Here is a 25,565-nt window from a genome sequence, read left to right as displayed (position 1 = left end):
GTTCCCGTTTTCAAGATGGTTTGATCCAGCGCAAGGCTGCGCTAAGGTGGGTGGATTCCCACGCAGAGCAGGAGAGGCGTCATGCGTAGAGCGACAGCACACAACCGTGAAGATCAGGTGATTGAAGCACTGGAAGGCTTCAATCAGTCCTTGGATGAGTCACTGCGCCGCGAGAAGTTCGAGCGTATGGCGGTTTCCGCCTTTACGTTCTTCCGCGGCAGTAATCATCTCTATTGGCAGGATCTTTATCGTGACTGGCACTTTTCCCTGTTTGGCGGCGTGACCGACACGCAAACCTGGCTCCAGGGCGACGCACACCTGCATAACTTTGGTGCCTATGGCAGTCATGACGAGCAGGTACGGTTCGGGCTGGATGACTTTGATGACGGCATCGTGGGGGATTACCAATATGACCTATGGCGGTTGCTGACCAGCGTGGTACTGGCTGTGCGTGAGAGCGAAGGGCTCAAGCCGAGTGCGCTGGATGAAATTTTGCTGACGGTGATTGACCACTACCTTGAGGCCTTGCAGGCGGACCGAGAAACTCTGGCAGACTGGGTGGCCATGGCAGACACGACCGATGGACGCCTGCAGTCCTTCCTGATCAAGCTGGCGGAAAAGAAAGGCCGTGCCAGGATGCTGAAAAAATGGACCACGGAAGCAGAGGGGGATGCCCGCCGCTTTCAGCCGGACCACGCCAAACTCGAACCGCTATCAAGTGCCGAGTATGGGCTGCTTGAGCAGGCGCTGGTGGACTATCAGGCAACGCTGGCGGACAAGGTTCCAGGCCACAGCCGGCAGCATTTCAAGGTGAAGGATATCGCCCGGCGCATCGGTGCCGGTACAGGTTCACTGGGCACCGACCGTTATTACGCGCTGGTGGAAGGGCAGGAAGAGGGTGATCACGACGACGTCATCCTGGATATCAAGGCGCAGCAGCCCCCGGCAGCCTGGCATGTGATGTCTGTTCGCGAACGGAAAGAGTATGACCGCATGTTCCAGCATGAGGGAGAGCGGCATGCACTGGCCTTTCAGGCCATGGCACGTCACCCGGATCCCTATGTGGGGTGGCTGGAAGTCGGCGCGCAGGTGTTCTCGGTGCGTGAGCGTTCGCCGTTCAAGGCTGATTATCCGACCGATAAGCTGCATAAGCCCAAACACTGGCGCCATATTGCGGCCGTATGGGGGCGGATTCTGGCGGCGTCTCACCTGCGCGGGGCACGTGCACTGAGTGAAGAAGGGGGAGAGCGCTTTGCCCAGGCGGTACTTGAACGAGCCTTGCACAAGCGCGAGGCCTATACCGACCTGCTGGTCAGTATGGCCAGGGCGTATGCCGATTGTGTCGAGCAGGATTACGCAGCATTCTGCCGCTATCTGGGCCGCTAGATTTACTCGATGACGATAAGTGCGCGCAGCTGTTCAAGCTCACGGATTCGTTTCTGCGTTTCCTCGATAAACGCCTGGCCTGCAGCAAAGCGCGCCACTTCACCGTCTTCATCATTCAGGAAGGCGCGGGTCATCGCGCCGGCACGCTGGTCCAGCCAGCGGTTCTGAAGCTCTACCTCATGCTTGCGGGCCTTCTCCGGCAGGTAGTCCAGCGTATCCTGAAACAGCATGTAGAGGCGGGCATCATACAGATAGGCGATGCTCGACAGGGTCTGGTTTTTCGCCAGTTGTGACTCGTCCAACTCCAGTTGCGCCTGAAGCTGCGTGATCGGCTGGTCCAAGTTGGGTTCCCAGTTAAGGTCGGCACTGGCCGGAGGGTTTTCCGGCGGCTTGGGCTGGCTGGGCGCTGCTTCCTGCGCAGAAGCTTCCTCACGCGGCGGCTCTGCAGCGGTGTTGGAGGCAAACGGCATGGGCAGTGTCTGGCAGCCCGTCAGAAAGAGTCCCGCCAGCAGGCAGGCAGTAAGTCCCGGTTTGAAGGTCATGTTGGGCCCTGTTTGAAGAGTTCTGTCACTGATCACCATTCTACCTGAGCCTGACGCGGTGACCAGCCGGTAGCGGTTTTGATTTATTGGTGCCCTGTTGGTATTATCCGCACCACTCTTGGGGGAGTAATCTCTCGCACGTCTCTTTGAGGGACGGCGAGGTGGCTGTCAACATAATTGAGCCTCATGCTCATGGCGGTCACGTCCTGTTTGGGATTGATGAGACCTGAGACATTACGCACTGCCTGGCGGGCTGGTGTGTGGTGTCTTATGGAATCAACATGCCCGCCAGGATGTTATAACCCTATGGACGCTTTCCTGCCTTCGACCCTCGCGGTCGCCATCGCCGAAATCGGTGATAAAACCCAACTGCTTACTTTGTTTTTGACAGCACGCTTTAGCCAGCGTGGCGCCATTATCCTGGGTATTCTGGTTGCGACTTTACTCAATCATGCGCTTTCGGCCTGGCTCGGTGCCTGGCTGGCCAACTGGATTCCGGATGGCTGGTTACCCTGGATTATCGGGCTCAGCTTTATAGCCGTGGGGCTTTGGGTGCTTATCCCGGACAAGGATGATGAGGAAGGGGGAGCCGTACTCAAATACGGCGCTTTCATCGCAACCTGCGTGCTGTTCTTTATCGCGGAAATAGGCGATAAAACCCAGGTGGCGACGGTCGTGTTGGCTGCGCGTTATGAGGGGCTGTTCTGGGTGATAGCCGGTACAACACTGGGTATGATGCTGGCCAATGTGCCAGTTGCCTATGCTGGCAAGTGGATGATGCAGAAAGTGCCTCTTCATTTTGCTCGACGGTCAGCCTGCGCTCTGTTTGTCGGGTTGGGGGTGCTGACGCTGCTGAGTTTCTGAAACTGTTCATCCATGGCTCAGCTCCAGTGTCTATACTGCGTGGCACTGATTCTTTATAAGGAGGTATGTATGCGCGTTTATCCATTGATTGGCTCAGCCCTGTTGGCATCTTCACTGTTTCTGGTCGGGTGTGACGGCTCTGATTCGGAGGCTGAAAAGACCAGCACAGAGGCGCCAGCCGCTGAAGCATCCTCCATGGATAAGCTGAAGCAGGAAGCGTCTGAAACAGCCGATGCAGCCGGTGACGTGTTGAAAGAGGCCAAGGACAAGGCAGCCAAGGCGGCTGAGGATATCTCCGCAAAAGCGGCTGAAGCCGGAAAACAGTTTGGTGAAGATGTCGAAACCATGGGCGAAAACGCCAAGGAAGTGGCCGGCAAGCTTCAGGAAGGTGCCGAAGAGCTGACTAAAGAGGCTCAGGTCAAACTGGAACAGATGGAATCTGAACAGACAGACGATTCCAGCAACTGAACCTGTCGCGGTAACGGGTGACACTTGAGTGTCACCCGCCTTCATAAAGTTGTCATCTTTTCCTGTTAGCGTCCTTGATCTGTCGCCATGTGTATACATTGTGACGAACGATCTGACCTGACCGGGATGACCAACTTGAGCCCCCCACTGGAACGCAATGTCATTGCTCTCTCCTCATTGCAGGGAAGCCTGATCGCTTTGGCCCTCATGGTCATTATTGGCACCTGGATATTTGCCGGGTATCAACTGGGCCTCAGCCGCGACAAGATACTCGAAGAACACACCAAAACACTGACCAACCTCTCTCTGGTCGTCTCTGAAAATATCAATCAGGTCCTGGACCGGACGCGGGCGATGAAAGTCCTGTCGCGCATGCAGTTGCTGAAGCGGCAAAGTCATGACCCGGGCACGTTGGCGGCCTTGATCGGCTCTGACCCGGCGTTCAGTCGCATCACCCTGATAACACACAGTGGCGAGACACTGCTGTCCACCTCTCCCGGCCCCTTGCCTGCACTCCACCCGGAATGGAAGACCCTGTTGACGCAACAGGAGCGCTGGCCGATTCGGGTATTGCCCACCACCACTCTGGGGGAAAGCTGGAGCGTGCCTCTGGTGATGCCTCTCGAGGTCGGTCAGGAAGATAACTGCTGCTTGCTGGTACTTGATATGGATATGGGCTACCTGCTGTCGCTCTATCAGAACCTCAAATTGGGGCGGGAGACCAGTATTCATATTGCCACTGCCCAGGGCGTTGAGTTGCTCAGGGCCGAGCGGGGCGGTCTGATCGCGGGTGCGTCCGGTTTTGACGATACGGTGGTGCTGAAGTCACGGCTGTCGCAGGGGCGAGTCGTCAGTCGACATCCGCAAAACCGCCGTGACTACCTGGGGTATTTCGTCAAGCTTGAGCAGGCGCCCTTTGTTATTCAGGTACGCCAGTCGGAACTGGAAGCACTGGCCACCTACCATCAGCAACGCAATAAATACCTGGCATCCGTTATTGTCATGACGCTGATCGCCATCGGCGGGCTCTTCTGGCTGCTGTGGGTCATGCACGGGCGAGAAGTGCAGATGCGTGAGCTGCAGAAATCCGAGCAGCGCAATACCAAGCTGCTTAAACGCCTGCGTCGCGAGCATCAGGACACCATAGAGGCCGCTTCCCGTGATCACTTGACGGGGTTGTACAACCGTCGTCTGTTTATCGAGCTGGCACACTCGCAGTTACTGGGGTCCAAGCGGCAAGGGCGCTTTGCGGCCATCTGTTTTATCGACCTGGACCGGTTCAAAACCATTAACGATACCCTTGGCCACAAGGTGGGGGATAACCTGCTGCAGGAAGTCGCGCGACGGCTTAGAGAAACGCTGCGCGAAAGCGATATTATCAGCCGCTTTGGTGGCGATGAATTTGTGGCCATGCTGACGGCGGTGAAGCATCAGGAGGATGTTGAAGCCAAGGTGCAGCAGCTGGTGGAGGTATTGGCAGCGCCCTATCCAGAGCTTGAAGCGGCCGGGCTGGGCACCAGTCCCAGTATCGGGGTCGCCATTTCCCCGCGTGACGGTCTGGATATCGAAACGCTGGTTAAACATGCCGATATGGCCATGTATCGCGCCAAGAAAGCCGGGCGCGGGCGTTATTGTCTGTTTGACAGCCATGGCAACCCGCATGCCAGCGGGGACGCCGACTTGCAGTTCGAGGTTGCCAACGCGCTCCAGCGCGGGGAGTTTCGGGTGCATTATCAGCCTCGGCTACGCCTTCGAGGGTATGAAACCACGGGTTTTGAAGCACTGTTGCGCTGGGAGTCTCCCGAGTACGGCCTGATCCTGCCGGATACTTTTCTGCCTTGGCTGGAGGCGGAAAAACTGATGCCTCAGTTGACACGGAGCGTGCTGGAACAGGTTGGCAGGCAGCTCAAGGAGTGGCGCGAGCAGGGCCTGACACCGCTGCCAATCGCCGTCAACGTCAATAGTGCTCAGCTGTCTGAAACTGCATTGCCCGGGCAGGTACGTAACCTGATTGAAACCAATCGCCTCGACCCCGGCTGGCTGGAGCTGGAGGTAGGGGATCAGGACCTGCGGCGACTGGATGCTGAAGCCATTGAACACCTTCAGCTGGTCAGGCAGCAGGGCGTGGGGCTGGTGATGGATGACTTCGGGGCCAGTGAAGAGGGGCTGGAGCTGGTCTCACGCCTTTCATTCAAGCGCATCAAGCTGAGCCGGGCACTGATTCAGCACATTCGTAACAGTTTCGACGACAACGTGCTCTTGTCGGCCACCATTTCCGTGGCTCGCAAGCAGAACCTGTCGGTGGTCGCCAAGGGGGTCGAGACCCCTGATCAGTTGGTGTATCTGAAGCTTGCAGGCTGTCAGGAGGCTCAGGGATTTCTGTTCAGCCGAGCGCTTGAGCCTGACGCGGTCAAAGACTATCTGCTAACGCCAAAACGCAAGGTAACCCTATGAGCCGTCTGAAACGCTGTCTGCTGGGTATCTGTTGTATGTTGCCCATGCTGGTCTGGGCCGAGGAATGCAAACAGCCTGACGTGCTGAGGTTTGTTACCGTTCCCAAGCAGCCTCTGGCACTTCAGTACCGTGAGTTTGAGCCCATGCGCCAGCACCTTGAGCAGCGGCTGGGGATCCCGGTGGAAACGGTGGCCGCGCACTCCTACCAGGCGGTTATCGAGGGTATCGTGTCCGGGGCCGTGGATCTGGCCGAGATGGGCCCGGCTTCCTATATTCGTGCCCGCCTGCGAGACCCGGGCATTCAGCCCGTCGCATCCTATCGTTTTGTAGGCGGCACCTATTCACCGGAGGGCAGTTACTACAACTCGATTTTGCTGGTGCCGGCGGGCTCAAGGCTGCGTCAGCCGGAAGATCTGGAGGGCAGGGCGATTGCGCTGACCGATCCCGACAGCACTTCGGGCGCCGTCATCCCGCTCACCCGCTTTGTGGCCGAGACCGGTATCGCGTTACAGGAGGTTGCATCACCGCTGGTGTATGCCGGTTCCCACGATCAGGCGCTGAAGCTGCTGCAGGCCGGTCAGGTCGAGGCGGCCTTTGTGGCCAGCCGTGAGGCAGATGATTACATCGAAAGAGGCGAAGCGGGCGCTGATGAGTGGCGTGAAATCTGGCGCTCGCCGCCTATCCACTATGATCCGCTGGTGCTGAGCAGCCGGCTCTGCCCAGCGGTCGCCGAAACCCTGCGTGATGCGCTGCTGACGCCGTCACCGGCACGCAACCTGTTGCTGCAGTACAAGCAGGCACTGGATATTGTGGCGGTGAGCCACGCAGACTACCGCTGGCTGGAACCCCTGATTCAGCCCTGATTCCTGGCCGTTTGATCAGTGGAGCGTCTGCTTGAGAGCATTGAGGCTTTCACAGCAGAGTGACCTCAGGCTCGCCAGTGAGTCAGACGACAGCGTTTGCGCGTTTTCATGCTCGCGGCAGCGGGAAGCGGCGCGAGGCATGCCAAAATTGCTCAGCGTACCGGCCAGCTTGTGCAACAGTGCCGCGCGCAAGTCGCCGTCAGTGCTCTCGGCCAGTTGGTCCAACAGCTGTATGCACTGCTGCTCCATCTGCTCACACAGTGTGTGGAAGCGCTCTGTCCCCAGCATGCGATGGTGCTGTCCCAGCAGTTCAAGGTCCAGCAGTTCAGCATCTGCCTGCGGCGCTGCACTCTTGGTATCCGGCGCAGGTGACGAGGTGCTGATCAGGCGCTTGAGCGCCGCAAAATCCAGCGGCTTACCGATCACATCGTCCATGCCAGCCTCTTCGTAGGCGCGTACCTCGGCTGAGGTGACCGAGGCGGTCAACGCGATGATCCGGACACTGGCCCGAGACGGGTTGGGGTGCTCACGCATGCGACGGGCCGTTTCCACACCATCCATATCGGGCAGGTGAATATCCATTAATACCAGGTCGTAGGCATGGTCATTGTGCATGGAGAGCGCGGTAAACCCGTCGTCGGCGACGCTGACACGGTGTCCTTCGGATTCCAGCAGGCCAACGGTCACCTGCTGGTTGATGGGGGTATCTTCCACCAGCAGAATATCCAGCGGCGTGTTGTCACTAGTGGCCGGCTGGAGAGTATCGGCAGCGATTTCAGCCTGTTCAGGGTGGGTATAGTCAAGTTCAACCCAGAAGCGACTGCCGCTGCCCGGCTGGCTGTCAAAGCCGATCTCGCCGTGCTGGAGCTCGGTCAGACGCTTACAGATGGCCAGTCCCAGCCCGCTGCCACCAAAGCGCCGGGTGATGGAGCTGTCGGCCTGAGTGAAGTGAGTAAAGATGCGCTCATGGGCGGCAGCGGGAATGCCGATGCCGGTGTCCTCGACTTCAAAGCGCAAGCGCCAGGCCCCATCGGTGCTGCCCTCAACCTGCCGCGCCTTGATCAGGACATAGCCCTCCTGCGTGAACTTCAGCGCATTGGTGCAGAAGTTGAGCAGGATCTGGTTCAGAGCCCGGGCATCCCCCTGCACATGGGTGGGCAGGTCGGCATCGGGCCGCAGGATGAGATCAAGCTGCTTCTCGTCAGCCATCGGTGACAACAGCTGTCGTAACTGTTCCAGCAGGTCGGGCAAACAGAAGGGCTCTGACTCAAGCTCCATCTGGCCGGCTTCAATTTTGGTGAAATCCAGCACGTCATTGAGGATGCTCAACAGAGACTGACCGGAGCGGTAGATCGCCTCAACCTGTTCTTCCTGATGCGGGCTCAGACTGGAACGCATCAGCAACTGGGCCATACCCAGAATGCCATTCATGGGGGTTCGGATCTCGTGACTCATGGAGGCCAGAAACAGGCTTTTTGCCTCGCTGGCGGCTTCCGCCTTTTCACGAGCAAGCTCTGCCTGTTCCTTGGCCTTCCGCTCTCCGATATCGGTCACCGAGCCTTCATAGAAGCGAATGATTTCCTGCTCATCCGTGATGCAGTGGGCCGAAATGGCCACAAATACGACACTTCCGTCCTGCCGGCGCCAGCGGGTTTCAAACCCCAGAATACGCTCGTGCTGGCGCAGCTCGACGAGGAACTGCTGGCACTCCTGACGTGACACAAAGCAGTCGCGTATCACATCGGTCACCTGTTCGTAGAAATGATCCTGGCTGTCATACCCCAGCAGCTGAATCAGGGAAGGGTTGGCGGAAATGAAACGCCCGCGCTTGTCGATCCGGAAGATGCCCTCGCTGGCATTTTCGAACAGGGAGCGGTATTCGCGTTCGGACTGTTCAAGGCTCTGGTAAAGCTTGGCGTTCTCGATCGAGATCGCGGCCTGAGCGGCCAGTATGTGCAGGGTTTTCAGACGATTTCGGTTGAACACATCCCGGCTTTCGCTGTGCTCCAGGTAGAGGATGGCGGTCAAGTCGCCATGGTAGAGGATCGGAATCGCCAGCAGGGAGCGCGGCTGATGCTGGCGAATGTACGGATCATGCTGGAACATCTGGTGTTCAACGGCGTTGCCCAGTACCACGTCATCCTTGGTGCGCGCCACATAGTGAGCGATGGTCACCGGCAACAGGTCGCCGCTGTTCTCCAGGGTTTGTTCGTTGAACAGTCGCGGTGGCTGGTTAAGACAGATTTCCGCCTCCAGGAAGAGTCCACCCGGGCGGCGCATCATCAGGATGGCGCGTTGAGCCCCCGCGTTCTGCAGCGCCAGCTGCATCAACTGCTCCAGCAGCCGTTCCAGTACGATCTCATCCGATATGGCCTGAGAGGCGTGGATCACCGAGTTGATATCGAACGCCTGATTGTCCAGTGACTGCGGGTTGCTCTCCAGTCCGGACAGGCTCTCGGCAGGGGATACCTGCAGAGGACGTTCCAGCGAGAACGGATAGTCACGCTGCATCTGCTCGAGCTTGGCGCGCCCGCCCCAGTCGCTGTAACGGGCGTAGGCATCCTGCAGGTAGGTGCGGGCGATGCCGGGCTTGTCCCACTCCTGATAGAAACGCCCCGCCAGCTCGGAGGCGAGCGCTTCTTCCAGCACAAATCCCTGCTGGCGGGCATGCTCGATCGCCTGTTCGTACAGGTCCATCGCCTTGCTGTACTGGTGCTGGCTGCGGTACAGCTCGGCCTGCAGCAGGTGCAGGTGATGCAGGTGGTTTTCCGGGCAGTGGCGACTCAGCTTCTTGAGTTGGCGCAGTGTGCGGCGAACCCGCTTGATGCGTGCCGGTTGCTGCAGAATGCTGGTATCCGGCAGCAGGGCCAGAATGCAGAGCCCGTGCAGGAATTGCAGCCAGGGGGTGGTGAAGGTGCCGCTGATTGATGACTTGAGCGCCATGCCCGATTCGGTATGCAGGTAGGCGGCCTTGTATTCGCCCAGCAGATAGCAGACCAGTGCCTTGTAGAAGTGGTGCAGGCTGATGGCGGTGCGGTGGTTTTCTTCTTCCAGCTCCTTGAGCCCTTCCACTTCATCATAGAAACGCCCGTCAAAGCGAAGCGGATCGGAGCAGTGTCCGCGCAGATTTTCCATGGTTTGCAGCACAAATTGGGAATACTGCAATGACTGCTGCTGACCGGATTCTTCCAGCAGGGCGGCATACTGCTCCAGTCGGGGCTGCAGCTCGTCCAGATTGCGGCACAGCGGGAAGGCGTACTGAATATAGGCGGCCAGAGCATAGGCCCCCCACTCCATATCCCCGGCATTGAGGGCCAGCTGGTGAGCGTTCAGCAGCGACTCCATGCAGTGGCTGAGCGGCTCCTTGAAATGCCGGATGTAGGAGTCGAACAGGGACAGGGTTCGATGGTGCGTCAGAGGTGCGCTCTGGCGACGATCAAGCTCCAGTGCCAGCTGGCCCAAGCGGTAACCCTGTTCAATCAGATTGAACTGGCCGCACAGCACGCCGCCATAACCCGCAAAGGCGATTGCGGAAGAGGGGGTGAGGCCGTGTTTCAGGGTCAGCTCGACCTGGCGGGCCATGACCAGTGGGCGCAACTCCGAGCTGGAAAACTTGATGGCACCGAACATGCTGGCCAGGATCGGCATTGCCGCTTCCAGCTGGTCGTTTTCCATGCCGGGCAGCTGCATGACGCGCTCCGGCGGCGAGCGACGCAGTAACCACTGGGTTTTGGCAACACCGCGCAACAGCTGCGAGCCCGTGGGCTTGTGCGGGATGCTGACACCCAGCTGCTGCAGAGTGTTGACGGCGGTGTTGAGGGCACCATGAAATTCGTTATTGGCCACCTGTGACTGGATCTGAATCTGGTAGGCGCGAACGCGGTCGAGCAGGGTTTTGCCCTTGTGGTCGATCAGGTCAACCAGTTCCAGCATGCGCTGTTTGTGCCCCAGAATGTTGGCACAGTCGGCCGCAGCCGTGTGCAGGGCCAGCGTCAGGTCATATGCCTGCTGCCAGGCGCCTGACGGCAGCAGGCTCAGGCCGTGATCATAGTATTCCCGTGCAGTAGCAAAGGCGGCGGATTCGCGTGCCTTTAGGCCGGCGCGCAGGTTCAGATGCGCCAGCCGGGTGCGCTCCTCCTGGTGTTCGATCAGCGCATGTGCCTGATTCAGGTGGTTGGCAATTTCAAACAGCCGACTGTCGACCTCTTCGGCACTGAGGCTGTGCCAGAGCTGGCGGCCAATCTGCATATGCAGCTGCTCCAGCTCCTCGGCTTGAATGAGAGAGTAGGCAGCCTGTTGAACGCGGTCATGCACGAAGCGATAACGTGCACGTTCGGGTTCCAGATGCTGGAACAGGCGGTAGCTGTCATCCTGCGACAGAATCAGGCCTTCAGTCATGGCTGGCCAGAGCCGGTCGGCCACGATGCGAGGCGTCAGGTCACACACCAGCGAGAGGGTGCGCAGGTTGAAGCTGCTGCCGATACAGGCGGCCAGTGGCAGGACTTTCTGTGCCGCTTCAGGCAGTTTCTGGATCTTGTTGACCATCAGCTCGATGACGTTGTCAGTCATTTCCTGCGCCTTGATAGCCGCCTGATCCCACTGCCACTGCTGCTCACGGAAACTGATCAGCCCTTCTTCGTGCAGGGAGTAGAGGAATTGACTCAGGAAGAAAGGGTTGCCCTGGGTCTTCTCCAGGCAGACCTTGGCCAGACAGCGGCAGCGTTCGCGATCAACCTTCAGAGTGTCTGCGATCAGTTGCGTAACCTGATCCAGATCCAGTGGCGACAGTGCCAGCTCAACCGGCCGCGGCATGCTGTTGTACATGCGCTCCAGGGTGATGCGCAGAGGATGGGTCGCCCCCATCTCGTGGTCACGGTAGCTGGCGATCAGCATCAGGCCCAGTGGTCGTTCCTGTCCCGCCAGCGACTCGATCAGGTGCAGGGATGCCAAATCTGCCCAGTGCAGGTCGTCCATGAACAACACCAGCGGCTGCTCCGGTGTGGCCAGCACGTGCAGCAACTGGGAGAAAATGCGCGAAAAACGGCTTTGCTCTTCTGCCGGGGGGAGCGGTGCCACGTCCGGCTGTGCGCCAATGATCAGCTCCAGCTCGGGAATCAGCTTGATCAGAATCTGGGCATGGGAGCCGACCTGTTGCAGCAGCGTCTCGCGCCAGAAGGCGATACGCTCTTCGGGCTCGGTAAGCAGCTGCCGCACCAGTCCCTGCAGTGCCTGCACGATGGCGAAGTAGGGGCGGTTGCGGCGGAACTGGTCAAACTTGCCGCTGGTGAAGCGGCCACCCTGCTCGTTCACATACTGGCGCAGCTCGTGGACCAGGCTGGTTTTGCCGATGCCGGCGTAGCCGGTAATCAGGATAAAGGGGTGGCGCTGTGCGCTGCTGTGATCGTACAGGTGCTGCAGGCGTGCCAGCAGCGTTTCGCGGCCGTAGAGCCGTTGCGGTATCTGGAACCGTGCCGACAGGTCTTCCCGGCCGGGATGAAAATTGACCGGGTAGGTCTGGCGCTGATGTGCCTTGAGACACGCCTGCAGGTCATGCACCAGCCCGGCACTGGACTGGTAGCGCTGGGCCGCGTCCTTGGACAGGAGCTTGAGCACCACCCTTGACAGCATCTCCGGAATATGAGGGTTAAGCTGGTGCGGCGGACGGACCTGCTTGGCGATGTGGTCATGCACCAACTCCATGCCATCCTGACTGACGAACGGGGGGCGCCCGGTGATCATTTCATACAGGGTGGCTCCCAGACTGTAGTAGTCGCTGCGATAATCGATGCTGCGGTTGATGCGGCCGGTCTGTTCAGGCGCGATATAGGCCAGCCCTTCAAGGCTGAGCTCCGGGGTGTGCCAGCTGGCCTGTTCCCGGCTCAGCCCCGTGCTGCGGGAAAAGCCGATCAGCTCGACCAGGCCGGTTTCCGGGTTGACCAGCAGGTGGTCCGGGTTGATCTGCTTGTGGGTGATACCGGCTTCATGCAGGCGGCCGAGGAGGGCAGCGGCCTTACCGGCAATGGCCAGCCAGCGGGGCCAGGGAAGCTGCTCGTGCTGCATCAGTTGCCGTACCGGGATCGAGCCGGAGTCGGAGTACAGAGCCGCAGGGCCGGCATCCAGTTGCAGCAGCTCCAGCGGTTGTACGATGCCGGGAATCTGTAACCGCGAAAGCATGTCATATTCATGCTGAAAGCGGCTGATGTGCTGGCGGCTGCACTGGCTGGCATCCAAATGCTTCAGGATGACGGTGGTGTTGTCCTTCAAACACAGCGCTCGCCAGATCTGGCAGGTACTGCTGCTGTGCAGGCGTTGGTGCAGCCGGTAGCCTTCAGGAGCCTTCATGCGCGGGTATCGCCCGCAAACATGTAACCGGCTCCATGCGCGGTCAGAATCAACTGCGGGTTGGACGGGTTGTCGCCGAGTTTGCGGCGCAAGCGGCCGATCAGGACATCAACAGAGCGGTCATTCGGCGTCCACTCACGGTCATGGATGGCATCCATCAGCTGATCGCGGGACAGCACCTGTCCGGGGTGTTCGGCCAGTGTCTGCAACAGCTTGAACTCACCCTCGGGCAGTCGTTCCTGCTGGCCGTCAGGGCTGATCAGCAGGCGCTTGAACGGGTCCAGAAACCAGCCCTCAAAGGCATACCCCTTGGCGCTGTTGCGATCGGTATTTCGAGCCTGTTCAGGCTCGGGAGACGACTGAATACGCCAGAGCAGATTTTTGGCACGCACCAGCAGCTCACGGGGGTTGAATGGCTTGGTGACGTAGTCATCAGCACCGAGCTCGAGCCCAACAATGCGGTCTATCTCATCACCCTTGCTGGTCACGAGGATGATGCCTACTCGCGACTGGGCCCTGAGCTCGCGGGTCACCGTCAGTCCGTCCTTGCCCGGCAGACTAATATCCAGAAGAATCAGGTCGATGCCTTCCTGGCTGATGCGGTCCAGCAGGTCATCGGCCTGGTCCGTTTCGGACACGCGATAACCTTCATTTTCAAAATAGCTGACCAACAGCGACCGGGATGCCAGGTCGTCTTCTACAATCAGGATATGGGCTTGGGATGATGACATCGTTCTGGCCTCACAAAGACAGCGCCGGATGGATGAAAGACTCGCAATATCATCCGAGTGACAGAAAAGTGAAAGGCATTTTTACATTCTGTTACATCTGGGCACAACTTAGCACAAAAGCTCGATAATTCATTTACAAGGCCTGTTTAGTTTAGCTACGACCACTGAAGCGGGCTGGGCGTTGCAGAGCCGCCTTGCCGCTCGGGCCACCAACAAGATCCATCTCATCAGTAAGGGAGTGATGGCATTGAGTAATAATAATTCCAAACGTGCAGCACTGGGCACGGGCGTTCTGGCTCTGGCCGGCTTGGTCAGCGCGCCGCTCATGGCTCAGGATGCACAGCAGATCATTCGGGACCGCTGTCTGGCCTGTCATACCGAAACCGGTACGGCAGACGCCCCCAGCTTCTCCCGTATCAGTGAACAGCGTAAGACGCCTGAAGGCTGGCACATGACGCTGAACCGCATGATTCACCTGCGCGACCTGCAGATCTCCACCGAGGAGAAGCGTGCGCTGGTGAAGTATCTGTCTGATACCCAGGGTCTGGCGCCAGAAGAGACCGAAGGCTACCGCTACCTGCTGGAGCAGGACACCAACCTGGTGGAAACCGGTATCGAACCGGGGCTTGCTGAAATGTGCGCCCGCTGTCACTCCGGTGCACGCTTCACACTGCAGCGTCGTTCCGAGCAGGAGTGGAAATACCTGGTCGACTTCCACATGGGGCAGTTCCCCACCACCGAGCTGCACTCCCTGGCGCGTGACCGTCAGTGGTTCGAGATTGCGCGCAACGATACGGCAGGCCAGCTGGCCAAGCAATTCCCGCTGCACACCAAGGCCTGGAGCAACTGGAAAGCGGCTGACAAGTCCGACCTGATGGGTCGCTGGCGTGTCACCGGCTATGTGCCGGGCAAGGGCGAGTTTGATGCCTGGATGTCTGCAGCCAAAACCGCGAATGGCAAGTACGACCTGACACTGGAAGGCCATTATGCCGATGGCGAAGTGCTTGAAGGCAGCGGCAAGGCGACCGTTTACACCGGTTACGAATGGCGTGCCAGTCTGACCATCGATGGCGTCAAAATGCGTCAGGTCATGGCGGCAGACAAGGCCGGCAACACTCTGGAAGGCCGCATGTTCATGGCCGCCGAGCGTGAAATTGGCGGTGACCTGATGGCCGTGCGTGATCAGGGTACAGCCGATCTGGTCGCACTCTCTCCGTCCTACCTGCGTGTGGGCGAGAGCACCGAAATCACCCTGGTCGGCCAGAACCTGAATGGCGATATCGATCTGGGTGAAGGCGTTACAGTCGAAAAAATCGTTTCACGCAGCAAGGATCGCATCACCGTAATTGCCAAGGCGAGCGGTGCCGAAGGTCTGCGCTCTCCCCGTGTCGGCAAGGCCGTCCACAATGCCGGCCTCGCCGTGTATGAAGAACTGGCCCGTGTCGAAGTGAGTCCGGCCAATGCCGTGACCCGCATCGGTGGCGCTGACGGCAACATGCCGAAAGTACGTGCCTCCTACCGTGCGATCGGTTACAGCGCGGGTGCTGATGGTCAGGCAGGCACCGACGACGATATCCGTCTGGGCTACATGCCGGCCAGCTGGAGCATCAAGCCGGCCGACGAAGTGGCCGCTCATGACAAGGATGACAAGTATGCCGGCATGATCAATGCCGCCGGTATCTTCGTGCCGGGCGATGCAGGCCCCAACACGGCACGCAAGATGGACGCAAACAACGTGGGACGTTTGACCGTCGTGGCGTCGGTTGAGGACGGTAGCAGCCAGGTGTCCGGTGAGGGCAGCATGCTGGTATCGGTGCAGGACTTTGTCCGTCGCGTCCTCGATTGATGCAGTAAAACCCGACAGAAAGTAGCCACCCAACAGAACAACAAAGAGGTGAACAATGGGCGCCATGACGCTGGTGAAACCGAATCTGCACAGGGTTGATGTCGATGCCCGGCAGATGCTGTTTCACATTCCCAGCAGCAGTATTTTCGAGCTTGATGACCTCGGGCGTGAATTGCTGCAGCTGTTTGACCGCCATGAACAGGTCTCTCACGAGCAGTTGGCGGAACTGCATGCGCGCTATTCGCAGGAAGCGGTCTCCGAAGTACTGGAGGAGTTGCGCTCACTGGAAGTGATCTCCGAGCCGGGTGCGGTTGCCCGCATCAATCCGGAGCCGCAGAAGGTGGAGAAGTTCCCGCTGACCACCGTCGTGTTGAACGTCAACACCGGCTGTAACCTCAGCTGCACCTACTGCTACAAGGAAGACCTGACGACACCGTCTCAGGGCGAGAAGATGGCCTATGAAACGGCGATCAAGTCGGTGGAGATGCTGCTGAGGGAGTCGCCGAACCAGCCCGCGTACAACGTGGTGTTTTTCGGCGGTGAGCCCCTTTCCAATATGCCTCTCATTCGTGATGTGGTGGCCTATTGCGAGAAGCGCTTTGCCGAGCTGGATGCCACGGTCGATTTCACCATGACCACCAACGCCACGCTCCTGAACGAAGAGCTGGTGGACTGGTTCAACGAGCACCGTTTCGGTCTGACCATCTCCATGGACGGTCCCAAGGCGATGCACGACAAGAACCGGATCACCGTGGGCGGGCAGGGCACCTATGACGTGGTGCGGCGCAAGGTGGAGATGCTGCTGGCGCGCTATACGGCACGTCCGGTGGGCTGCCGGGTGACGCTGACGCGCGGTATCACGGATGTGGAGCGCATTTACGACCATCTCAGCAATGAGCTGGGCTTCTTTGAAGTGGGCTTTGGCCCGGTGACCTCTGGCGATATTGCCGAGTTCAACCTGACCGGGGAAGAGCTGGTTGAGGTGTTTGCCGGCATGAAGCGCCTGGGCAAACGCTATCTGGAAGCAGCGCTGCGCAACGAGAACTTCGGCTACGGCAACATGCACCAGCTGATCACCGACATGTACGAGGGCAACAAGAAACTGGTGCCCTGCGGTGCCGGTATCGGTCTGCTGGCGGTCGACAAGGATGGTGGCCTGAACCTGTGTCACCGTTTCACCGGCTCCGACATGCCCACCTTCGGGGATGTGGACTCCGGTATCGACAAGGCAAGTCTGGGGCAGTTTGTTGAAAAGCGCCTGGATCGCAGTGAAACCGGTTGTGAAACCTGCCGCATTCGAAACCTCTGTTCGGGTGGTTGTTACCACGAAAGTTACGCCAAATATGGAGATCCGACGCATCCTTCCTACCACTACTGTGACCTGATGCGAGACTGGGTCGATTTTGGTGTGGAAGTGTATTCGCGGATCATGCTCGAGAACCCCGGGTTCTTCGAAGCACATGTCTCTCCGAGGAGGAGTGCTAAATGAAACATCTCAAGTCTCTGAACAAGAAAGCTCAGCTGATCAACAAGGCGATCAGCCCTGAGGAAGTGGAAGACGTGGTGGCCATGCAGACCGTTGTGGGCTGTACCGCTACCACCGACCCGGGTTGGGAGCTGGACCCCTTTGGTGGTCTGGGCTCACTGTGCCAGCCGATGGAATCTGACCTGTACGGCTGTGCTGATGCCTGCTGGTGGCCGGCACAGGTGCCGGACACCATGAACACCTACCCGGACTGGGCTGACGGTGTGGCCAAGGCTGACAAGGACTGGCGCAAGCTGGATGGTATTTTCGAGGATGAGCAGTAACAGGAGCTGGCAGATGAAACTGACGAACATGTTTAAATCAGCCGGTCTGATCGGCTCTCTGGCGCTGGGCGCCGGCCTGTCGGCTGTCGCATCGACCGCGATGGCTGACCAGGAATACCTGTTGACGGTAACCCGCCCGAACCAGCTGCACGTGATCGACATGAGCACCAACGAGATCGCGCGCACCTGTGATATCCCGGGTCCCTTTGGCTCGGGTGCCATGGCGGTATCACGTGACGGAACGCATGCCTACGTACTGGGGAACAACTGGGAAGACGTTTACGGCTTCGATATTCGCACCTGCGAAATGACCTTCAGCGCCGTTCAGTCCACCCCGACGGTACAGGTGAAGTCCTTCCAGTCCGTGGCGGTCAGCGCTGATGGCAAGGAGCTGTACACGGTTCAGAACCCGATCAAGAAGCATCTGGATCGCTTTGAAATTCTGGAGCCGCGTCTGGCGGTGTTCAACATCGAAGATGGCCTGAATGCCGAGCCGGTTCGGACCTTCCCGGTGGATCGTCGCATCACCAAAATTGCTGCAACCGAAACCGGTGAGGTGATTCTGGGCGGGGCTGACGTGAAAGCGATCAACCCGGATACGGGTGAAACACGCGTCGTGACCAAGCTGGCCAATTGGGAACGCGGTCCGCTGTGGCTGCCGCCTGATGCCTTCGCCATGCACTCTCAGGGTGAGCAGGCGAACGAATACATCATGCCGTACGTAACGGCCAAGTTTGACTCCGAAGAGTGGAACTTTGAAACCGCTGAATGGTGGTGGGGCATGAGCCGTGTGGATCTGGCGACCGGTAAAGCCGAGCGCATGGAAACGATCCCGTTCCAGTTCATCATCTTCAACTTCATCACCGACCCGCGTGACCCCAATATCCTGTATGGCAGCTTCAACACGCTGTCCAAGCACGATATCAGCACCAATGAGACGCTGGCAGTACACGAAATGCCGCATACCTACTACAACCTGAACATCTCAGGCGATGGTGAAACCATCTACGTGGGCGGTACCAGTAGCGACATTTCGATTCATGACTCCGAGACGCTGGATAAGATCGGTTCAATCCAGCTCACCGGCGACATGACCACATCTGACCTGCGTGTGGCCACCATCAGGGACTGATGTGTGACCGCGTGAATCAGGTATAGTCAACGGGAGGCGCCGGCAACGGCCCTCCCGTTTTTGTTCCGGCAAACGGCCCCTTATTTGTCAGACGTAGTAACGTCTGATGACTGACAAAGGACAACCCTATGCTCAACTGGCTGGTACGCGCGATCCATGCGCCAGATCGAACACGACTGGAGCAGGGATTCCGCTGGCTGTACAGCTTCGTGAAACCCCAGCGCAGGGCCATTGCAGGCCTGTTGGCGCTGTCCTTTCTGGGTTCGGCACTGGTTCTGCTGCAGCCCTGGCTGACCAAGCTGCTGATCGATGAAGGCCTGATCGCCAAGGACTACGGCATGCTGATCCAGATGGCCCTGACCATGATTCTGGTCGGCATTCTCGGCACTGCGTTGTCAGGGGTTAACCGCTATCTGCACACGCGCCTGTCGGGCCGGATTCTGTTTGCATTGCGCACGGATCTGTATGCCCACCTGCAGCGGCTCTCGCCGGCCTTTTTCGGCCAGCGACGGATCGGTGATCTGTTGTCTCGTATCGATGGGGATGTGGCTGAAATCCAGCGTTTTGCGGTCGACAGCCTGTTTTCCGCCGTCAGCAGCATTATCGGCCTTGTCGGTGCGCTGGTGCTGCTGGTGACGCTGTCCTGGAAGCTGTCGCTGCTGGTACTGGTGTTGATCCCGCTGGAGATCGTGTGGCTGCGCTGGATGCGCCGCAAGGTCGAAGTGCGTACTCGTGAGATGCGTGAGCGCTCGGCAGACCTGTCCAGCTTTCTGGTGGAAACCCTGCCGGCGATGAAATTCATTCAGTCCACCGGGCAGGAAAACCGCGAGCGGACCCGTCTGGGCGGGCTGAATGACAACTACCTGAACAAGCTGCTGCAGCTGCAGGTGACCGAGTTCTTTACCCATGCGATTCCCGGTACGCTGACCTCTATCACCCGCGCCTCTGCGTTTCTGATCGGTGGTTGGTGGGTGATTCAGGGCCAGTGGCAGCTGGGCTCGCTGATCGCCTTTTCGACGTATCTGGGCATGGCAACCGGCCCTGTCAACAGCCTGCTTGGGCTGTATGTGGCGATACAGCGGATGAGCGTCAGTCTGAATCGTGTCAGTGAATTGCGCCTGACCGATGTCGAGATCTCATCTCCCACCCGCCCCAAACCGCTGCCTGAGCCCTTGCGTGGCCAGCTGCAGTTGAATGAAGTGAGTTTCGCCTATGAGGGGCGCCCGCCGGTATTGAATGCCGTCAGCGTTGCGTTTCCGGCCGGGGAAAAAATTGCACTGGCCGGTGCCTCTGGTGCCGGCAAGTCCACGCTGATTGATTTGCTGCAGCGTCACTATGACCCCGCTGAGGGGCATATTCTGCTGGACGGGGTGGATATACGTGAGTTGAGCCTGAGTGACCTGCGCCGCAGCGTGGCGGTGGTGTCTCAGGAGATCACCCTGTTCCGGGGCTCGCTGGCGGACAATCTGCGTTACGCCTGTCCCGACGCCGACGATAAGGCGGTGCTTCAGGCCGCGCAGGATGCACAGCTGGATGACCTGATTGAGCGCCTGCCGGAGGGGATGGATACGCCGCTGGGCGAACGCGGGCAGCAGCTGTCCGGTGGTCAGAAGCAGCGTATCGCCATTGCGCGTGCACTGTTGCAGCAACCGGCTGTGCTGGTACTGGATGAGGCGACCTCGGCGGTGGATGAAGCCACTGAACAGCAGGTCATTGCAGCCGTCGACCGGCTGTTCTCGGATCGTACCCGCATCCTGATAAGCCATCGGCCGTCAACCCTGGCGGGAGCAGACCGCCGCTTGCTGCTGCAAAACGGCCACCTGAGCGAGATCGAGGAGGCCGTGGATGTCGTCTGAAGCCATACGTGTAGGCGTTGTGGACTCCGGCTGCTCCGAGCAGCAGGCGATCAGTGCCAGTGCGGCCTTTGTGCTGGCGGATCAGCAGCTGTGGCTGGCGCCGGCCGAGCCGGATCAGCTGGGACATGGTACACGCACGATCGAGGTGATTCAGGCGCTGGCACCGCAGGCCGAGGTGCTATCGGCTCAGGTGTTTCAGCAGCGACTGACCACCACCGCAGTACAGGTGGCGGCGGCGATCGACTGGCTGGTGGAAGAGGGTGCACAGGTGATCAATCTTAGCCTCGGGCTGCGGCAGGACCGCGCGGTGCTGCGTCAAGCCTGTGAGCGAGCACTGAAACAGGGGGTGCTGATCTGTGCCTCCAGCCCTGCCCGGGGTGAGCCCGTGTTTCCGGCACACTACCCGGGTGTCTTTCGGATGACCGGTGATGCGCGCTGTGGCCGTGAAGAGATTTCCCATCTGGATACGGACTATGCCGATTTTGGTGCCTGTGTGCTGCCACTGGACAATACACGCAACCTGTCCGGTGCCAGCCTGGGGTGCGCCCACCTGAGCGGGCATCTGGCGCGCTACCGGATGGACGTGGAGCAGCCCGGTTTGAGTGCTGCCCGGCAGTGGCTGATTGAGCGGTCCCGTTACCAGGGGCCGGAACGCAGGGGAGCTGAAGCATGAATGAAGCGGATATTCTGGTATTGGGGGGTGGGCCGGCCGGCGGTGCGGTAGCGATTGGGCTGGCGCGAATGGGCTACGCCGTCACGCTCGTAGGTGAACCACGCCCCTTTGATGCCGTTGAAGGGGCGTCCGAACGTGCCGTTCAGGGCATGCGTGCGGCGGGTTTCCATCAGGCGCTGGCCGAAATGGCAACCGAAACGCCGCGCCAGGTGACCTGGAACGGTGAAACCAGCGCCGCCAATACGGAGTTTCTCATACCGCGCCAGCCCTTTGATCGCGCACTGCTCAGAGACATTGCCGACCAGGGCGTCAATGTCATTGAAGGGCGTATCCACAGCTGCCATGAGCATGAGGGGATTTTTCGGGCCATGGTGGCGTCTGAAAACGAGAGGGAGCAACTGGTAGCCGCTCCCTTTCTGGTAGAGGCCCGGGGGCGCTCAGCGCCGGCGGCCGGTGTTCCCCGCGTCAAGGGTACGGCCACTGTTTCCCTGCTGCAATACTGGCAGGGGCCTGAAGCGGCCCCCCGAACGGCCGTACAGAGCTTTGCCGATGGCTGGGCCTGGATGGCGATGCGGGCAGACGGTCGCCGTTATCTGCAGCTCACCGTCGATGTGGCCAGTGCCCAGCTGCCGCCCAAACAGCAGTTGGGCGAGTGGTGCCACCAGCAACTGATGCAGCTTGAACAGGCGCAGCCTTTTATCAGGGATGCCCGCCCCACCGGGTCGGTTTATGCCCGTACCAGCAGTCCGGTACTGTGCCAGCGCAGTGCCGGTGACAACTGGATTCGGGTGGGCGATGCCGCCATGGCGGTCGATCCCCTGTCGGGGAACGGTATCTTTCAGGCACTGTCCTCTGCGCTCCAGGCACCGGCGGTGGTCAACACCCTGATTCAACAGCCCGAAAAGGCCGCACTGGCTCAGCAGTTCCATGAAGCACGGGTAGAAGGGCTGTTTTATCGTTTTGCCCGTATCGGGCGCGACTTCTATGCGCAGGAGCAGCAGTGGCCGGAGCGTCCATTCTGGAAGGGCCGTTGCCAGTGGCCCGATAGTCAGCCCATGCATCAATCGGTTTCCCCCGAACAGGTGGTCACGGCGATGCGGCCGGTGGTTGAAAATGGATTGATTACGCAGGCGCAGGTCGTGGTAACGCCGGATCAGCCATTGGGTATCTGGCACCTGAACGGTCTGCCTCTGGCCCCGTTGCTGGACGCGGTGCGTCAGGCCCCCGAGCGCAGCCCCGCTGATGTGCTGTCGGATCATCTGGAAGGGGAGCAGGGGCGTCTACTGGCCGGCTGGATGCAGCAGCAGGGCTGGTTGTATCCGTAACAGGAGCGTCAGGCTTCAGCGGTCTGATGCCTGACGCATGAACTGCTCAATGTCGGCCACTTCAAGTGGCTTGCTGAACAGGTATCCCTGAGCTTCGAGTTTCGCATACTGCTTGAGGAAGCTCGCCTGCTCGTGCGTTTCAACCCCTTCGGCAATCACGCTCAGGTTCAGGGCTTGTCCGAGCGCGATAATAGACTCGGTGATGGCCACGTTGTCCCGATCTTCAGGGATGCCGTGCAGGAAGGACTGGTCAATCTTGAGCTTGTCGATGGGCAGTTTCTTGAGGTAACTGAGCGAAGAATAGCCGGTGCCAAAGTCATCCACGGAGAACTTGATGCCCATTTTCCTCAGGGTTTCCAGCTTGGCGATGATGGTGTCTGTCTGCTGTACAAAGAAACTCTCCGTGACTTCCAGCTCAAGGTGGGCGGCGGGAAGCCCCGAACTGTGCAGTGCCAGCCTGACCTCCTCGACAAAGCTGTCCGCGTGAAATTGAGGGCCTGATACATTCACCGCAATGCGCCCGACCAGCAGGCCCTGCTCCAGCCACAGCTGGCCCTGTGCACAGGCCTTTTCCAGCACCCACTGCCCGATCTGGCGAATCAGTCCACTTTGTTCGGCGATGGGGATAAACCGTGCCGGAGAAACCATGCCCAGTTCCGAGTGTTTCCATCGGAGCAGTGTCTCCATTCCGATCAGGCTTTCGTCTTCCAGCAAGATCTGGGGCTGATACACCAGAAACAGCTCTTCCTTGTCGAGCGCTTTCTTGAGCGCACTTTTCAACAGGACATATTCAAAGGCCTGAGAGGTCAGCTCGGATGAGTAAAACAGGAAGGTGTTGCGGCCCTCTTCCTTGGCCTTGTACATGGCGGCGTCGGCGTTGGCCAGTAATATGGCAGGGTCCTTGCTGTCCTGAGGGCAGAGGCTGAGCCCCATGCTCGCGGTGACAGTGATGTCCATGTCATTGATGTAAAAGGGCTTGTCAAAGCAGTCCATCAGGTTGCGTGCGACCTGAGCGGCACTCTCCGGCTTGCCGATATCCTCCAGCAGGATGACAAACTCGTCGCCGCTCATGCGGGCCACGGTGTCGTCGGCACGCAGTTGCGCCTGCAGGCGCTGGCCCAGTTGAATCAGGACCTGGTCGCCGGCCGCATGACCGAGGCTTTCATTGATATGCTTGAAACGGTCAATGTCGATGAACATGACCGCCAGAGACTTGCCCATACGCAGGGCGCGTTTGATCGCCTGCTCCAGCCGAGAGTTGAACAGCAGCCGGTTGGGCATATCGGTGAGCGCATCGTGGTGTGCCAGATAGTCCAGGCGATCCTGGTGGGCTTTCAGGGCCGTGATATCAGAAAAGGCGCCCACGTATCCACTGGCTCTGCTGTCGTCAGTTTTTACCGTGCTGATGGTCATCAGTTCCGGAAAGATTTCACCGCTCTTGCGCCGGTTCCAGATTTCGCCACGCCAGCCGCCGGTCTCGTTGATTGATTGCCACATGGCATCGTAAAACTGTTTCTGGTGACGGCCGGAGCGTAAAAAGCCGGGTGTACGTCCGATCACCTCATCTCTGTCATAGCCGGTGATACGGCAGAAGGCGTCATTAACGTCCACGATATGAGTATCCATATCCGTGAGAATGATGCCCTCATCGGTGCTTTTGAAGTAGGTTGACGCCTGCAGCAGTTTTTTCTCGGCGGCACGCTGTTCGGTAATATCCCTGGCGATGCCGTAAATAAAGCCGTCGTGCTGGGAAATAACGGAGGACCAGTCGAGCAGCCGGTAGTGGCCATTCTTGTGCCGGTAGCGGTTTTCAAAGGTGGCAGAGCTGTGGCCGGATCGGACAATTTTGCGTGACTCCCGGGCCGTTTGCTCGCGGTCGTCCGGGTGCACGAACTCAATAAAGTTATGCCCCTCGAGTTCTCCTCGGCTGTACCCCAGAGTACTCTCCCACTGACTGTTAACCCTGAGGATGGTGCCATCGCTTTTGACGATGATATTAAGGTTCATGTTCTGCTCAAAAAAGCTGTCCAGGGCAATTTTGGTCAGTCGCTCCTGCGTCACGTCGATAACGACGCTGTGCCAGATCACGTCACCGTTGGGTTTCTGGATGGGTTTGGCTGTGCCGGACAGCCACTTCAGTTTTCCGGAAGGGGTTTGTATGCGCCACTCGTGTGACCAGAATGAGAGGGCTTCAGCCGACTTCTGGATTGAATTGAACAGCCCTTCAGCGTCCCCCGGCACGATCATCTCCCACAAGCGTGAGACATTGGCCACTGCCTTTTCAGCACTGATCTCCCAGATATCGAGGCAGCCTTCGCTCATGTCTCGAATGGAGTCGGTGCCATCCGGATGCAGCTCGTAGATGAAAATGGCGCCGGGAATGCTGCCGGTCAGCTCGCGGTAGTTTTCTTCATTGGCCGACAGGGCCGCCTCGCGCGCCTTGCTCTCGGTGATATCCACCGATAGGTCCTCAATGATGATTTCATCAGCGTCCACCCTGCGGCTGATGGTGCGGTTGCACAGCCAGTGCCAGTTGCCGTCCTTGTCCCTGGCGCGGTATTCGATGGTGAATGGCGTGCCTTTCCAGAGATCATCCAGCGCCTGATCAAACAGGTGGCGGTCGTCCGGGTGCACCACATCCGGCCAGAGCACCGGCGGGCTGTCCAGCTCCTGCGGCGGGATGCCGAAGAACGACTCGACCTTGGGTGCAACGTAGAGAACGCCGCGTTTGGTCGAGTACTGGTAAACGATGTCCGGCAGGTTCTCCAGCAGGTTACGCCAGCGCTGCTCACTCTCAACCAGTGCCCGTTCAGATTCCTTGCGGCTCTGAATATCCTGCATTACCGCTACAAAAAAGGCAGGTGCCTTGTCCGTCGCTGCGACCAGACTGACACTGAGGTTGACCCAAACAGTGTTACCGGACTTCTGGAGATAACGGACTTCCAGTGTGTAGCTGTCCGCATTGCCGGCCACAATATCCTTCAGGCAGGCCTGCTCGGTCGCGAAATCATCCGGGTGTGTAATTTCCTGACGATTCTTGTCGATCAGCTCATCATGGCTGTAGCCGAGAATGGCGCACACCTGCTCGTTGATATGCAGCCAATTGCCCTTGAGGTCAAAGTGGGCCATGCCAACGGCTGCCTGCTCGAAAGTAGCTTCAAACCAGCGTGCTGACTCGCGCGTAGCCTTATGCGTCGAGGACGTCGAATCGGACAACTCACTACTCCTTAAACGGGCGGGCAGGTACCGGAAACGGGGAAGTCTTTGATGCAAT

Annotated in this window: 16 protein-coding genes and 1 riboswitch; of the genes, 12 read left to right on the top strand and 4 right to left on the bottom strand. The window is 59.0% G+C overall.

What is annotated here, in order from left to right; translation table 11 throughout:
• Positions 1–81: 81 nt before the first annotated feature.
• A complete protein-coding gene (locus tag H9C73_RS06195) occupies positions 82–1,386 on the top strand; it encodes a DUF2252 domain-containing protein (protein ID WP_209286937.1) in 1,305 nt (434 codons plus the stop codon).
• A gap of 2 nt (positions 1,387–1,388) precedes the next feature.
• On the opposite strand, the gene H9C73_RS06190 is transcribed toward H9C73_RS06195, so the two are convergent.
• Entirely contained in the window at positions 1,389–1,928 is a 540-nt protein-coding gene (locus H9C73_RS06190) for a hypothetical protein (RefSeq protein ID WP_209286936.1), read from the bottom strand.
• 109 nt (positions 1,929–2,037) lie between these two features.
• Positions 2,038–2,223, top strand: a riboswitch (yybP-ykoY riboswitch).
• 11 nt (positions 2,224–2,234) lie between these two features.
• Between H9C73_RS06190 and H9C73_RS06185 the strand changes: the two genes are divergently transcribed.
• The 4 genes from H9C73_RS06185 (at position 2,235) to H9C73_RS06170 (ending at position 6,577) form a co-directional block, all read left to right on the top strand.
• Positions 2,235–2,792: a TMEM165/GDT1 family protein gene (locus tag H9C73_RS06185; RefSeq protein ID WP_209286935.1), complete on the top strand. Its 558-nt coding sequence runs from the start codon at positions 2,235–2,237 to the stop codon at positions 2,790–2,792.
• A gap of 69 nt (positions 2,793–2,861) precedes the next feature.
• Positions 2,862–3,260 carry a hypothetical protein gene (locus tag H9C73_RS06180; protein WP_209286934.1) on the top strand — a complete coding sequence of 133 codons (399 nt, stop codon included), beginning with the start codon at positions 2,862–2,864 and terminating at the stop codon, positions 3,258–3,260.
• A gap of 135 nt (positions 3,261–3,395) precedes the next feature.
• Positions 3,396–5,714 carry a putative bifunctional diguanylate cyclase/phosphodiesterase gene (locus tag H9C73_RS06175; protein WP_209286933.1) on the top strand — a complete coding sequence of 773 codons (2,319 nt, stop codon included), beginning with the start codon at positions 3,396–3,398 and terminating at the stop codon, positions 5,712–5,714.
• Complete coding sequence (locus H9C73_RS06170) at positions 5,711–6,577, top strand: phosphate/phosphite/phosphonate ABC transporter substrate-binding protein (protein ID WP_209286932.1); 867 nt, start codon at positions 5,711–5,713, stop codon at positions 6,575–6,577. Before H9C73_RS06175 ends, H9C73_RS06170 begins: the two co-directional genes overlap by 4 nt.
• 15 nt (positions 6,578–6,592) lie before the next feature.
• On the opposite strand, the gene H9C73_RS06165 is transcribed toward H9C73_RS06170, so the two are convergent.
• Together H9C73_RS06165 and H9C73_RS06160 are read right to left on the bottom strand one after the other, a co-directional pair.
• Positions 6,593–12,919 (bottom strand): AAA family ATPase, encoded by a 6,327-nt coding sequence (locus tag H9C73_RS06165; protein ID WP_209286931.1) that lies wholly within the window; start codon positions 12,917–12,919, stop codon positions 6,593–6,595.
• Positions 12,916–13,650 carry a response regulator gene (locus H9C73_RS06160; protein WP_209286930.1) on the bottom strand — a complete coding sequence of 245 codons (735 nt, stop codon included), beginning with the start codon at positions 13,648–13,650 and terminating at the stop codon, positions 12,916–12,918. Before H9C73_RS06160 ends, H9C73_RS06165 begins: the two co-directional genes overlap by 4 nt.
• Before the next feature lie 241 nt (positions 13,651–13,891).
• Between H9C73_RS06160 and peaA the strand changes: the two genes are divergently transcribed.
• The 7 genes from peaA to qhpG all read left to right on the top strand — a co-directional run bounded on the left by peaA (position 13,892) and on the right by qhpG (position 22,291).
• A complete protein-coding gene (gene peaA / locus H9C73_RS06155) occupies positions 13,892–15,496 on the top strand; it encodes a quinohemoprotein amine dehydrogenase subunit alpha (protein WP_209286929.1) in 1,605 nt (534 codons plus the stop codon).
• Positions 15,497–15,551: 55 nt separating this feature from the next.
• On the top strand, positions 15,552–16,985 hold the full coding sequence (gene peaB / locus H9C73_RS06150) for a quinohemoprotein amine dehydrogenase maturation protein (protein WP_209286928.1): 1,434 nt from the start codon (positions 15,552–15,554) through the stop codon (positions 16,983–16,985).
• Positions 16,982–17,305 (top strand): quinohemoprotein amine dehydrogenase subunit gamma, encoded by a 324-nt coding sequence (qhpC, locus tag H9C73_RS06145; protein WP_209286927.1) that lies wholly within the window; start codon positions 16,982–16,984, stop codon positions 17,303–17,305. Before peaB ends, qhpC begins: the two co-directional genes overlap by 4 nt.
• A 13-nt stretch (positions 17,306–17,318) precedes the next feature.
• Entirely contained in the window at positions 17,319–18,437 is a 1,119-nt protein-coding gene (peaD, locus tag H9C73_RS06140; protein ID WP_209286926.1) for a quinohemoprotein amine dehydrogenase subunit beta, read from the top strand.
• A gap of 128 nt (positions 18,438–18,565) precedes the next feature.
• Positions 18,566–20,293, top strand: a complete 1,728-nt coding sequence (locus tag H9C73_RS06135; RefSeq protein ID WP_209286925.1) for an ABC transporter ATP-binding protein — start codon at positions 18,566–18,568, stop codon at positions 20,291–20,293.
• Positions 20,283–20,966 carry a subtilisin-like serine protease QhpE gene (gene qhpE / locus H9C73_RS06130; RefSeq protein WP_209286924.1) on the top strand — a complete coding sequence of 228 codons (684 nt, stop codon included), beginning with the start codon at positions 20,283–20,285 and terminating at the stop codon, positions 20,964–20,966. Before H9C73_RS06135 ends, qhpE begins: the two co-directional genes overlap by 11 nt.
• Positions 20,963–22,291, top strand: a complete 1,329-nt coding sequence (gene qhpG, locus H9C73_RS06125) for a flavin-dependent monooxygenase QhpG (RefSeq protein WP_209286923.1) — start codon at positions 20,963–20,965, stop codon at positions 22,289–22,291. The genes qhpE and qhpG overlap by 4 nt, the downstream gene beginning before the upstream one ends.
• Before the next feature lie 15 nt (positions 22,292–22,306).
• Here the strand turns inward: qhpG and H9C73_RS06120 are convergent, their stop codons facing one another.
• Positions 22,307–25,507 (bottom strand): sensor domain-containing protein, encoded by a 3,201-nt coding sequence (locus tag H9C73_RS06120; protein ID WP_209286922.1) that lies wholly within the window; start codon positions 25,505–25,507, stop codon positions 22,307–22,309.
• Positions 25,508–25,565 lie beyond the last annotated feature (58 nt).

The organism is Marinobacterium alkalitolerans (assembly GCF_017776525.1).
In the GTDB taxonomy this organism is placed as follows: domain Bacteria; phylum Pseudomonadota; class Gammaproteobacteria; order Pseudomonadales; family Balneatricaceae; genus Marinobacterium; species Marinobacterium alkalitolerans.
The sequence above is the reverse complement of the archived record's forward strand: the minus strand, read 5'-3'. Positions and strand labels throughout refer to the sequence as shown.

Coding starts and splice junctions, on each gene's coding strand:
- peaB (WP_209286928.1), top strand. CDS start 15,552: ATGGGCGCCATGACGCTGGTGAAACCGAATCTGCACAGGGTTGATGTC.
- qhpC (WP_209286927.1), top strand. CDS start 16,982: ATGAAACATCTCAAGTCTCTGAACAAGAAAGCTCAGCTGATCAACAAG.
- H9C73_RS06135 (WP_209286925.1), top strand. CDS start 18,566: ATGCTCAACTGGCTGGTACGCGCGATCCATGCGCCAGATCGAACACGA.
- qhpE (WP_209286924.1), top strand. CDS start 20,283: ATGTCGTCTGAAGCCATACGTGTAGGCGTTGTGGACTCCGGCTGCTCC.
- H9C73_RS06195 (WP_209286937.1), top strand. CDS start 82: ATGCGTAGAGCGACAGCACACAACCGTGAAGATCAGGTGATTGAAGCA.
- qhpG (WP_209286923.1), top strand. CDS start 20,963: ATGAATGAAGCGGATATTCTGGTATTGGGGGGTGGGCCGGCCGGCGGT.
- H9C73_RS06190 (WP_209286936.1), bottom strand. CDS start 1,928: ATGACCTTCAAACCGGGACTTACTGCCTGCCTGCTGGCGGGACTCTTT.
- peaA (WP_209286929.1), top strand. CDS start 13,892: ATGGCATTGAGTAATAATAATTCCAAACGTGCAGCACTGGGCACGGGC.
- peaD (WP_209286926.1), top strand. CDS start 17,319: ATGAAACTGACGAACATGTTTAAATCAGCCGGTCTGATCGGCTCTCTG.
- H9C73_RS06170 (WP_209286932.1), top strand. CDS start 5,711: ATGAGCCGTCTGAAACGCTGTCTGCTGGGTATCTGTTGTATGTTGCCC.
- H9C73_RS06160 (WP_209286930.1), bottom strand. CDS start 13,650: ATGTCATCATCCCAAGCCCATATCCTGATTGTAGAAGACGACCTGGCA.
- H9C73_RS06180 (WP_209286934.1), top strand. CDS start 2,862: ATGCGCGTTTATCCATTGATTGGCTCAGCCCTGTTGGCATCTTCACTG.
- H9C73_RS06185 (WP_209286935.1), top strand. CDS start 2,235: ATGGACGCTTTCCTGCCTTCGACCCTCGCGGTCGCCATCGCCGAAATC.
- H9C73_RS06165 (WP_209286931.1), bottom strand. CDS start 12,919: ATGAAGGCTCCTGAAGGCTACCGGCTGCACCAACGCCTGCACAGCAGC.